Source organism: Streptomyces sp. NPDC003077, from assembly GCF_040611095.1.
In the GTDB taxonomy this organism is placed as follows: Bacteria; Actinomycetota; Actinomycetes; order Streptomycetales; family Streptomycetaceae; genus Streptomyces.
Genome location: NZ_JBEXNM010000127.1, coordinates 1 through 10,910, shown reverse-complemented (window position 1 = coordinate 10,910; position 10,910 = coordinate 1). Strand labels below are relative to the sequence as shown.

Genomic DNA, 10,910 nt, shown 5'->3' with positions numbered 1-10,910 from the left:
CCCCTAACGTTTTGTTGGGGGGGCGGGGCGGGGGGGGGGGCCCCGGCGCGCTTCTTTGTCTCGGGTGGGGGCCTGTTCGCGGGTGCGGCCGGTGGGTCTTGCGCCTTTTGTTTCGTACGGGGTCGGGGCCTGTCGCGGGTGCGGTCCAGTGGTCGGTACGCCTTTTGTTTCGTACGAGGTCGGGGCCGCCCCGGGGTACCTCCTCGCGGCAGTTGCGCCTCCCCGACGAGATCTCGTGACGGGGCCGCCGCGCCCCAGTCCGCTGCGGGGGCACCCCGGGACGTCCCCTTCCGTCGGCTCGGCGACCGTCCGCCGGTGGGGGTTCCTCCTACTTCAGACGACGCTTACGGGGACGAGCCCGGGCGGCGGATCGGCGCCCACCGCCAGCTCGAACCAGATCGTCTTCCCCCCGGGCCCGAAGGGTCCCTCCCCCATGGCGCAGCCGCCCCACCGGTCGGCCATGACGTCAAGGATCATCAATCCCCACCCACCCTCCGCGTCGGCACATGGATGCCGCTGCTTCGGCAGGTCAGGGCACATGTCCCACACGCTGACCCGCAGCACCGGGTGCAGCCAGTGCATGCGTACGGCAGCGGGGCCCTTGGTGTGCCGTACGGAATTGGTGGTCAGCTCCGAGGCCAGCAGTTCGGCCCGCTGCGTCAGTTCGGTCAGCCCGTGCTCGGCGAGAACGGCCCGCAGGGTCGTACGAGCGATGCGCGGCCCGCGCGGGTCACAGGGAAACCCCAGCTCGTAGTGCCACGGCTCTGTGAACGGGATGGGTGGCGGGTGCGGAGGTTCCGGGACAGCGGGGACGTGCGCGTTCATGGGGCACCTCCTGGGTGCGTGGTCCGTGAAGGATGCGGCGGTGGCTCGCCGGTCCCTGCCGTCCCGGGCGGGCAGGGGAAACCGGTGCGCTTCCGCCAACGCGAAGCAAATCTCACAGTAGCCACGCACTACAACCGGTGATACCCGATTCACTCGAACGAGTAGATACATCGAATTTTGCGGACGTGCTCCATAAGCCCTCGACACACTGAGCCCGAAGCGAGGAGAGGGACATATGGCACCAAGGCAAACACCCACCGTCCGTCAGCGCCGATTCGGAACCGAGCTGCGCCGCCTGCGGGAGGCCGCCGGAATGACGGCCCCGAAAGCCGCCGAACTGCTCGGCACGGACCGCACGACAATCTCAAACGTCGAGGCTGGCCGCTTCGGCATCAGCGAGCGTCGCCTGCGTCGGCTGGCCGCCATCTACGAGTGCGACGATCCCGCCTTGGTCGACGCACTAGCTTCCATGACAGGTGGCCGCAAGAAAGGATGGTGGGACGAGTACCGCGACAAAATCCCCCCGGATTTTCTCGAAGTCGCGGAACTTGAGCACTACGCCTCAAGCCTCCGGACGCTACAGACTGCGCATATTCCGGGAATCTTCCAGACTGAGGAACACGCGCGAGCACTCTTCAATCTCTTCATCCCCGCACTGTCCCGTCTGGAGATCGAACTGCGCATCGCCCAGCGCATGGCACGTCACACGATTGTCGGAGGCGCACGAGCCACGCCCTACCAGGGCTTGATCCACGAGTCGGCGCTACGCATGCAGGTCGGAGGACGAGCGGTGGCCAAAGCACAGCTTCTTCACCTCTTGAAGGAGAGCGAGCGTGAGAACGTCACGCTCCTGGTCATCCCCTTTGCGGCCGGCGGATTTCCGATGGCGGAGCAATCCTTGATGTATGTGGCCGCCGGTAGCCCTCACCTGGACACCATCCATGTGGACTCACCGATCGGGGCCGTCTACTTCGACTCACCCATGCAACTCGCCAATTTTCGACGTCGTCTGGACGCGGTCGAACAGCTCGCCTTGAACGCTAATCGGTCAAGAGACATCATTCTCAGTATCGCCGAAGACCTATAAGAGGTACTGACTGTGCCCGAGACGAAGTGGCTGAAGTCCTCGCACTCCGAGGCTTCGGCCAACAACTGCGTGGAGATATCCCTTGCGGAAGGGGATCGGATAGCCCTTCGCGAAAGCAGCCACTCTACCCAAATCATCACCGCACACCCCACCGCACTCGAAGCCCTCTTGCGTGGCATCAAATCAGGGTATCTCCAGTAGGGAAGAATCTCCCCCAAGGCTGATACCGGAGGGCAAGGTCATGAACCACCTCGCGTGGCAGCGCTCTTCCTTTTCTGGAGGCAGCGCGAACAACTGCGTAGAAGTCGCTCTGGCGGCAGGCCACCAGATGGCCATACGCGAAAGCACCACCCCTGAGGAGATCATCACGACAGACACCACTGTCCTTGCAGCGCTCTTACACAGCGTCAAGTCAGGGCACCTCGACTAGCGAGGAAAGGACCATGGATCTCACCGCGTGGCAACGCTCCACCTCCTGCGGAGGCGGCGGCAACAACTGCATGGAAGTCGCCGCACCGGAAAGCTCTCGCATCGCCCTCCGTGAAAGCACCTCCCCCACCCAGATCCTCACCACCCACCCCACCACCCTCCACGCCCTCCTGCGCACCATCAAGGCAGGCCGACTCGCATAAGCGAGGGAGGGAAGAAAGAGAAGAGCGAGAGGGAGATCAGAAGTAACCGGGCGTCCGCCTGGTCACGTCACGCGCTGGTCCGCGTCATCCGGGGCCGTCGCGTGTTCCGGCTCTGCCGGAGCCGTGGCCGGGTGGGCGTCCTCGCGTTGCCAGCCGCGTTCGCCACGGGCCAGGAGCCAGGCCGTGGTCTCGTCCGGGGGCATCGCGGCGGCTACCAGCCAGCCCTGGACGGCGTCGCAGCCCATGTCGCGCAGGCGCTCCCAGGTTTCGTCGTCTTCGACGCCTTCCGCTACGACGAGGAGGCCGAGGGAGTGGGCGAGGTCGAGGGTGCAGCGGACGATTTCGGCGTCTTCGGTGTCGACGGCGAGGCGGGCGACGAAGGAGCGGTCGATCTTCAGCTCGCTGACGGGGAGGCGGCGGAGGTGGACGAGGGAGGAGTAGCCGGTGCCGAAGTCGTCGAGAGACATCTTGACGCCGTGGCCGGTGAGGCCGGCGAGGGTGTCGGCGGCGCGTTGGGGGTCTTCCAGGAGGACGTGTTCCGTTATTTCCAACTGGAGGGAGCCCGGGGGGACTTGGTGGCGGGCGAGGCGGGCGGCGACGGTTCCGGCGAAGCCGGGGGTGTGGACGTCGCGGGGGGAGACGTTGACGGCGACGGGGACTTCGAGGCCGGCCGCGCGCCAGCGGGCGACCTGGGCGAGGGCGGTTTCCAGGACGTATTCGGTCAGGCGGGGCATCAGGCCGGAGGACTCGGCGATGGTGATGAACTCGTCCGGCGGGACCTTTCCGCGCTCGGGGTGCACCCAGCGGACGAGGGCCTCCAGGCCGGCGACGTGGCCGTCGAAGCCGACCTTGGGCTGGTAGTGGAGTTCGACCTCGCCGGCGTCCAGGGCGCGGCGCAGGTCGCCGAGCAGGCCGAGGCGGTCGGGGGTGTTGCCGTCGCGTTTGGCCTCGTAGACCTCGACGCCGCTGCGGTCCCGCTTGGCCTGGTACATGGCGACGTCGGCGCGGCGCAGTAAGCCCTCGGCGTCCAGGGCGTGGTCCGGGAAGACGGAGACCCCCGCGCTGGCCTCCAGAACGAGGGTCAGGCCGTCCAGGTCCAGGGAGGAACCGAGGGCGGCGACGAGGTGGCGGGCGACGCGCTGGGCGCTGGTGAGGGAGTCGGCGGTGGGCAGGAGGACGGCGAACTCGTCGCCGCCCAGGCGGGCGGCCTCGGCGCCGCGCGGGAGGGCGTGGCGCAGCCGGTCGGCTATCTGGAGCAGGAGGCGGTCACCGGCGAGGTGCCCGAGGGTGTCGTTGACCGAGCGGAAACGGTCGAGGTCTATCAGGACGAGGGCGGAACGCGCGCCTATCCGCTCGGCCTCGTCCAGGGCCGTCCAGGTGCGTTCCAGCAGCCACTGACGGTTGGGCAGACCGGTGAGGGGGTCGCGGAGCTGCTCCTCGGCGCGGGCGCGGGCTATCCAGAGGGTGGAGTCGAGGGCGATGAGGGGGACCGAGAAGAGCGGGAGGAGCAGGGGGGCGTGGACGGCCGTGACGACGATCAGGGGCGAGATGCCCAGGAGGGCGACGCCTACCAGGATCTGACGGGCCAGGGCGGTGCGGGCGATGGTGGGCAGGCCGCCGCCGTTGCGCTGGGCCATGGAGAACCACAGCAGGGCGCGGGTGACGACCAGATAGGCGGTGGCGGCGGCGAGGATCTTCGGCAGCACGGCCAGGTCCCAGGCGGCCGGCTGCCAGGGGTGTTCGACGGTGGGCACCACGTCGCACAGCGCCAGGCTCAGGGCGGCGGCCCCGATGCCGAGGATGTCCACCGCGCCGTGCAGGACGGCCTGGCGCCATCGGTGGCGACGGGCCGCGCCGACCAGGACGACGACGGCCAGGCTCACCAGCGCGGCGGGCAGCCAGCCGAAGAGCATCAGGACGGCGAGGGCGAGGGCGGCGCCCGAACCGGTGCCGCCCCACCAGCGGTCACGCCCGAGGGCGACCAGATGGCCCACGATGACGCCGGTGAGGATCGCCAGCGCCCAGCCGACCGTGCCGGACGGGAACAGGGCGCGATCGCCGCCGAGCGTTCGGATCACGCTCGTCGTGAACGCGCCGCACGCCGCCAGGACGACGGTCAGCGGCAGCGCGCGCAGCGCGAGCCGGCGGAGCCGCGTCGCCGCGGCGGCGCTGTCGGTCGGTTTCATTCCGATACCTCTCACAGCCGGCTGTGCCCGCGCCACGGCAGGCGCACACCTCAACAGTAGGCCGCAGAAGGCCGCCTCGGGCAGCGATCGGTTGCGGTTGCCCGAATGCGGCCTGACGGCCTGCGACTATCTGGTATGCGCCGCAGGAGTGACGCCTCACTCCTCCTCAGGCGGAGTGACGGCTACCGCACGAGCCGCGTCGGGACCCTGCTCAAGCAGGACCGCGAAGCCGTCATCGTCCAGCACAGGGACCTTCAACTGCATGGCCTTGTCGTACTTCGAACCCGGATTCTCTCCCACCACGACGAAACCGGTCTTCTTGGAAACGGAACCGGTCACCTTCGCTCCGAGACTCTGAAGGGCCTCTTTCGCGCCATCTCTGGTGTGTGACTGAAGTGTGCCCGTTACCACGACGGTGACGCCTTCCAGAGGGCGCGGACCTTCCTCGCCCGTGGACTCCTCCTCCATGCGGACGCCGGCGGCCCGCCACTTCTCCACGATCTCGACGTGCCAGTCCTCGGCGAACCACTGCTTGAGCGAGGCCGCGATGGTCGGCCCGACGCCCTCGGTGTTCGCGAGCTCTTCTTCGCTCGCCTCCCGGATGCGGTCCAGGGAGCGGAACTCGCGGGCGAGCGCCTGGGCGGCGACGGGGCCGACGTGGCGGATCGAGAGGCCGGTGAGGATCTGGGCCAGCGGGCGGGTCTTGGCGGCCTGGATGTTCTCCAGCATGGCGAGGGTGTTCTTCTTCGGCTCGCCCTGCTTGTTGGCGAAGAAGGTGACGATCTTCTCCTCGCCGGTCTTCGGGTCGTGCTTGGGCAGGCCGGTGTCCGGGTCCAGGACGTAGGACTTGATGGGGAGGAGCTGTTCGACGGAGAGGTTGAAGAGGTCGCCCTCGTCCTTGAGGGGGGCTTCGGCGGGCTCCAGGGGCTGGCTGAGGGCGGTGGCGGCGACGTAGCCGAAGTTCTCGATGTCGAGGGACTTGCGGCCCGCGAGGTAGAAGAGGCGTTCGCGGATCTGGGCGGGGCAGCCGCGGGCGTTGGGGCACCGCAGGTCCACGTCCCCCTCCTTGGCGGGCTGGAGGGGCGTGTCGCACTCGGGGCACTGGGACGGCATGACGAACTCGCGCTCGCTGCCGTCCCGCAGGTCCGCCACCGGGCCCAGGATCTCGGGGATCACGTCGCCCGCCTTGCGCAGCACGACGGTGTCGCCGATGAGGACGCCCTTCGCCTTGACGACGTCCTGGTTGTGCAGCGTGGCGAACTCGACCTCGGAACCGGCCACCGTCACCGGCTGGACCACGGCGTACGGGGTCACCCGGCCGGTGCGCCCGACGCCGACGCGGATGTCGAGCAGCTTGGTGTTGACCTCCTCCGGCGGGTACTTCCAGGCGATGGCCCAGCGCGGGGCGCGGGAGGTGGCGCCCAGGCGGCCCTGGAGGGGGATCTCGTCCAGCTTCACGACCACGCCGTCGATCTCGTGTTCGACGGCGGTGCGGCGGGTCTGCGGGTCGCCGTAGTGGGCGATGAAGGCGCGGACGTCCGCCAGGGAGTCCACGACCTTGTTGTGCGTGGCGGTGGGCAGGCCCCACTCGCGCAGCAGCTCGTACGCCTGGGACTGCCGGTCGATGGCAAACCCCTCGCGGGCGCCGAGGCCGTGGACGACCATGTGGAGCGGGCGGGTGGCGGTGACCTTGGGGTCCTTCTGGCGCAGCGAGCCCGCGGCGGCGTTGCGCGGGTTGGCGAACGGGGTCTTGCCGTCGGCCACCAGTCGCTCGTTGAGCTGGAGGAACTTCTCCATCGGGAAGTAGACCTCGCCGCGGATCTCCACCAGGTCCGGCACCCGGTCGCCCTTCAGGCGCTCGGGGATCTCGCCGATGGTGCGGACGTTGGGCGTGATGTCCTCACCCGTGCGGCCGTCACCTCGGGTCGCGGCTCTGGTGAGGCGGCCCTTCTCGTAGGTGAGGTTGACCGCCAGGCCGTCCACCTTCAGCTCGCACAGGAAGTGGTAGCCGGCGGACTTGGCGTCCCCGCCCAGCTCCGTCGCCAGCCGGTCGGCCCAGGCGGACAGTTCCTCGTCGTCGAAGGCGTTGTCCAGCGAGAGCATCCGCTCGCGGTGCTGGACCTCGGTGAACTCCGTCTCGTAGGAGCCCGCGACCTTCTGGGTGGGCGAATCGGGGGTGCGCAGCTCCGGGTGCTCGTTCTCCAGGGCCTCCAGGGAACGCAGCAGTTTGTCGAACTCCGCGTCACTGATGACCGGAGCGTCCTTCACGTAGTACCGGAAGCGGTGCTCCTCCACCTGCTCCGCGAGCCTCGCGTGCTCCTCGCGTGCCTTCGCGGGCACCGTGGACACCGCCGTGTGCTGTTCGCCGGCCACCGTTTCGTCCTCCCGTTGGTCCTGGAGTGCCGTCACTCAGGGTTGTCTGCGAGGGATCTCGCCGCCCGGACGCAGTGCCCCAGGGCCGTACGGGCATATGCGGGCGAAGCGCCCGCCAGCCCGCACGAGGGAGTGACCACCACGGACTCGGCGAGAGTCCCCGGCGACAGCCCCAGCCTGCGCCACAGCGTCCTGACACCCATGACGCTACCGGCAGGGTCTGACAATGGGCCGTCCATGCCCGGCACGACGCCCGCGAAGAGCGCCGTGCCGCCCTCCACGGCCTCCCCGATCGCCTCCTCGTCACGCTCGGTGAGGAGGGAGAAATCGAACGAGATGCCCGTGACGCCGGCGCGGCGCAGCAGCCCGAACGGCACCTCGGGCGCGCAGGAGTGCACGATCACGGGGCCGCCGTCCGCGACCGCGACCAGGTCGCGCAGCGCGCCCTCGACCACCGCGCGGTCCACGGCGCGGTGCGTGCGGTAGCCGCTGGCGGTCTTGACGCGGCCCTGGAGGACGGCCGTCAGCGACGGCTCGTCCAGTTGGAGCACCACCGTCGCTCCCGGCACCCGGCGGCGGACCTCGGTCAAGTGGCCGCGCAGCCCCTCCGCGAGGGAGCCGGCCAGGTCGCGGCAGGCGCCCGGGTCGCCGAGCGCGGCCTCGCCGTTGCGCAGTTCGAGGGCGGCGGCCAGCGTCCACGGGCCGACGGCCGAGACCTTCAGCGCGCCCTCGTACCCCTGGGTGAACTCCTCCAGGGCGTCCAGGTCCTCGCCCAGCCAGGAACGGGCGCGCCGGGTGTCCCGCCCCGGGCGGTCGCTGATCCGCCAGCCGCTCGGCTCCACATGGGCGTACAACTCGACGAGCATGCCGATGGTGCGCCCGATCATGTCGGCGCCCGGCCCTCGGGCGGGCAGCTCCGGCAGGTACGGCAGCGCCTCCAGCGATCCGGTGACGACCTTGACGGCCTCCCGGGCGTCGCCGCCCGGCATCGATCCGACGCCGGTGGCCACCCCGGCGCCCCACGGGTAACGGGTGTTCTCACTCACCCGGAAAGGGTATGCCGTGGTGGTGGGCGGCCTGGTCCTGTGGCCTGTGTGCTGTGTGCTGTGTCCTGTTGGTGCGCCGCTCAGGGCCGGTGCGGTTCCGTCGGTTCCGATCCCGTCTGTTCCGGGTCCCTCGCGGTTCCGGTCGGGCCGGACCCATCGTTCTCCGTCGTTCCGGCCCCGTCGGTGCCGGTGCGGGCGTGCTCCTCGCGGTGTCCTGGCCTCACGGCCGGGTCGGGTTCGGCTGCCGTATGCCCAGCCAGCCGAGGAGCGCCGCCGCCGCGAGCGCCGCCGCGGTGAGGGCGAAGGCGAGCGCGGTGCCCGGGTAACCGCTGCCCGCCCCGGTGAAGGCCGCGCCCATCGCGGCGATGCCGACGAGCGAGCCGACCTGGCGGTTGGCGTTGAGCGTGGCGCTCACCATGTTGGCGTGCTCGCGGCCGGCGGCCTCCATGAGGGCACCGGTCATCGCCGGGGACGCCACTCCCGCGCCGACGTTCACCAGGGCGAGCAGTACGGCCAGCGTCCAGTAGGGCAGGCCGGGCGACAGTGAGAGGAAGAGCACCAGGTAGCCCACCGCCCCGAGCGCCAGCGAACCGGCCAGTGCCGCCCGGTTGCCCACCCGCCCCGCGATCCGCGGGTACAGGACGTTGCCGAACGGCAGGACCAGGACGGCCGGGAGCATCTGGAGCCCCGCGGTCACCGGGTCCGCGCCGCGCGCCGTCTGGAGGAAGAGGCCGAGGACGAACAGGACGCCGTAGAAGGCGAAGTTGAAGAGGAAGCCGACGGCGTTGGCGGCCGTGAAACGGGGGTCCGCGAAGAGGGCGACGGGGAGGATGGGGGTCGCGGTGCGGCGTTCCCGTATGACGAATGCCGTTCCGGCGACCACCGTCACGGCCACCGCCGACAGCACCTCGGCCGCCTCCCAGCCCTTCTCCGGCCCCTCGATGAGCGCGAAGCTCAGTGCCGCCAGGGCGAGCAGGCCGAGCGCGTGGCCGCCGGCGCCGAGTGCGGTGGCGCGGGCCGCGAGCGGGGCCACGTGACGGCGGGTGAGCGCCAGCGCGAGGACGCCGATCGGCAGGTTGACCAGGAAGATGCTGCGCCAGCCCAGCGTGCCGATTAGGAAGCCGCCGATGGACGGGGCGAGCCCGACGGACGTCGAGACGATCGCCGACCAGATGCCGAGGACGCGCGCCCGGCGCTTCTCCTCGGGGAAGGCGTTCATCAGGAGGGCGAGGGAGCTGGGCATGAACAGCGCCGCGCCGACGCCCTGCGCGAACCGCGCCGCCACGAGGGCCGCGCCGTTCGGTGCCACCGCCCCCAGGAGCGAGGCCGCCGTGAACACCGCCAGGCCGGCGAGGTAGACCCGGCGCGCCCCCAGCCGCTGGGCCAGCCCGCCCGCGAGCAGGAGGAGCGCGGCGAAGGCGAGCACGTAGCCGTCCACGACCCAGGTGAGGCCGGACATGCTCAGCCCGAGCTGGACCCGGAGGTCCTGCGAGGCGACGTTCATGATGCCGGTGTCGAGGCTGGCCATGACGAAGCCGAGGGCGAGGACGAGGAGCGTCATCGCCCCGGCGGGCCTTGGTACGGGTGGCCTGGCGGCCTGCGGTTCGTCGGGTGTCCGCGTGTTCCGCGCACCGCGGGTCGTGGGTGGTTCCTCCGTCTCACTGATCATGGAAAGTAGTTAAAGCTGTATCCATCTTTGGCGGCAATGGTTACAGCTGTAACTTTACTGAACGTATACGGAACCCCTGATGCGGCAGTCATTTGCGAGGGCGCCCTGATAGTGAGACCTGCTCGTCAGTTGCCAGAGACAGCTCGCCATTTCCAGCCCGTCCGGCGATTGAGGACAACGCCCCCGGCGTTCACCGGTACCCAAAACACACCCTCACGCCCATCCCGACCCGGCGAATGGCGGCCGAGGCCCCGACCGCCATGGTGTCCTCAATCGCCGGACGGGCTTGGAATGGCGCCACGCCCCACTGCCTTGAGGAGCTGATCCCGCAAGGCCGACCGTTCATCGTCCGACAGATGGTCCAGCGGCGACGCCGTGCCGACGCGGGCGAGGAGGTCCAGGCGCAGGGCGCGGCCCGCATCCGTCAGGACGAGGCGTTTGGCGCGGCGGTCCACGGGGTGCGGTTCGCGGATCACCATGCCCTGTTTCTCCAGTTTGGAGATGACGTAGGTGACGTTCGGCGGCTCGCAGCACAGGACCGCCGCCAGTTCCCGGGCGGTCTTCGGTTCGCCGAGTTCCTCCAGGGCCTTGGCCTGGGTGGGCGTCAGGTCGAGTTCGGCGACCCGGGCGCGCTGGTGGGCGTCCATGAGGCGGCTCAGTTCCGCGACGAGGCCCCGGATCTCCCGAAAGCCGCACCCGGCCGCGGCGTCCGCGCCCGGGACCGGTGGTTTCCCCGGCCGCGTTCGTGCCGCGTCCGTCCCCGTGGGCTTCGCTTCAGTGGTCACCTGTGCAGCGTACGTCCGCGCGGAGGGAACGTGACGGGGCGGGACGGAAGGGGCGAGGACACAGGGTTGCCTTGTAGTGCGGCGCCGGCGTTTCCCCCGGGTTTCCCGTTTCCCAAGCCCCCGGGCGACGGGAAACCCGTCGCGTTCAGGGGCCCCGGAGGTTGAGACTGCTGGAAGGTGGGTCGGCCACCGCACGGGGATGGTGCGTCCCGCGGGCGGGGGCTGCGCAACCCCACGGCCCCGGGCCACCCCCAGGGCCGCCCCGCCCCCCCCCCCCCGGCCCGCGCAAACGGGCCGGGGCCCCCCC

The 10,910-nt window shown here is 70.1% G+C and carries 10 protein-coding genes; 4 read left to right on the top strand and 6 right to left on the bottom strand.

The annotated features are described in order from the left end of the window. Positions 1 to 333: 333 nt before the first annotated feature. Positions 334 to 825, bottom strand: coding sequence for an ATP-binding protein (locus tag ABZX96_RS37570; RefSeq protein ID WP_355554018.1), 492 nt, complete (start codon positions 823 to 825; stop codon positions 334 to 336). A gap of 235 nt (positions 826 to 1,060) precedes the next feature. Between ABZX96_RS37570 and ABZX96_RS37565 the strand changes: the two genes are divergently transcribed. The 4 genes from ABZX96_RS37565 to ABZX96_RS37550 are packed head-to-tail and all read left to right on the top strand — an operon-like array spanning position 1,061 to position 2,544. Beyond that, positions 1,061 to 1,912, top strand: a complete 852-nt coding sequence (locus tag ABZX96_RS37565) for a helix-turn-helix transcriptional regulator (protein ID WP_355554016.1) — start codon at positions 1,061 to 1,063, stop codon at positions 1,910 to 1,912. Between the two features lie 12 nt (positions 1,913 to 1,924). Next, a complete protein-coding gene (locus ABZX96_RS37560) occupies positions 1,925 to 2,113 on the top strand; it encodes a DUF397 domain-containing protein (RefSeq protein ID WP_355554013.1) in 189 nt (62 codons plus the stop codon). A gap of 40 nt (positions 2,114 to 2,153) precedes the next feature. After that, a complete protein-coding gene (locus ABZX96_RS37555) occupies positions 2,154 to 2,342 on the top strand; it encodes a DUF397 domain-containing protein (RefSeq protein ID WP_355554010.1) in 189 nt (62 codons plus the stop codon). 13 nt (positions 2,343 to 2,355) lie between these two features. Continuing rightward, positions 2,356 to 2,544: a DUF397 domain-containing protein gene (locus tag ABZX96_RS37550; RefSeq protein WP_355554008.1), complete on the top strand. Its 189-nt coding sequence runs from the start codon at positions 2,356 to 2,358 to the stop codon at positions 2,542 to 2,544. A gap of 62 nt (positions 2,545 to 2,606) precedes the next feature. Here the strand turns inward: ABZX96_RS37550 and ABZX96_RS37545 are convergent, their stop codons facing one another. The 5 genes from ABZX96_RS37545 to ABZX96_RS37525 all read right to left on the bottom strand — a co-directional run bounded on the left by ABZX96_RS37545 (position 2,607) and on the right by ABZX96_RS37525 (position 10,603). Beyond that, complete coding sequence (locus ABZX96_RS37545) at positions 2,607 to 4,730, bottom strand: bifunctional diguanylate cyclase/phosphodiesterase (RefSeq protein WP_355554005.1); 2,124 nt, start codon at positions 4,728 to 4,730, stop codon at positions 2,607 to 2,609. 156 nt (positions 4,731 to 4,886) lie between these two features. Continuing rightward, positions 4,887 to 7,103, bottom strand: coding sequence for an NAD-dependent DNA ligase LigA (gene ligA / locus ABZX96_RS37540; protein ID WP_355554021.1), 2,217 nt, complete (start codon positions 7,101 to 7,103; stop codon positions 4,887 to 4,889). Positions 7,104 to 7,135: 32 nt separating this feature from the next. Further along, positions 7,136 to 8,149, bottom strand: coding sequence for a methionine synthase (locus ABZX96_RS37535; protein WP_355554002.1), 1,014 nt, complete (start codon positions 8,147 to 8,149; stop codon positions 7,136 to 7,138). 220 nt (positions 8,150 to 8,369) lie between these two features. After that, the gene (locus ABZX96_RS37530; protein ID WP_355553999.1) at positions 8,370 to 9,818 is read right to left on the bottom strand and encodes an MFS transporter; all 1,449 of its coding nucleotides are present in this window, start codon (positions 9,816 to 9,818) and stop codon (positions 8,370 to 8,372) included. 269 nt (positions 9,819 to 10,087) lie between these two features. Continuing rightward, complete coding sequence (locus ABZX96_RS37525; protein ID WP_355553996.1) at positions 10,088 to 10,603, bottom strand: MarR family transcriptional regulator; 516 nt, start codon at positions 10,601 to 10,603, stop codon at positions 10,088 to 10,090. Positions 10,604 to 10,910: the final 307 nt, after the last annotated feature.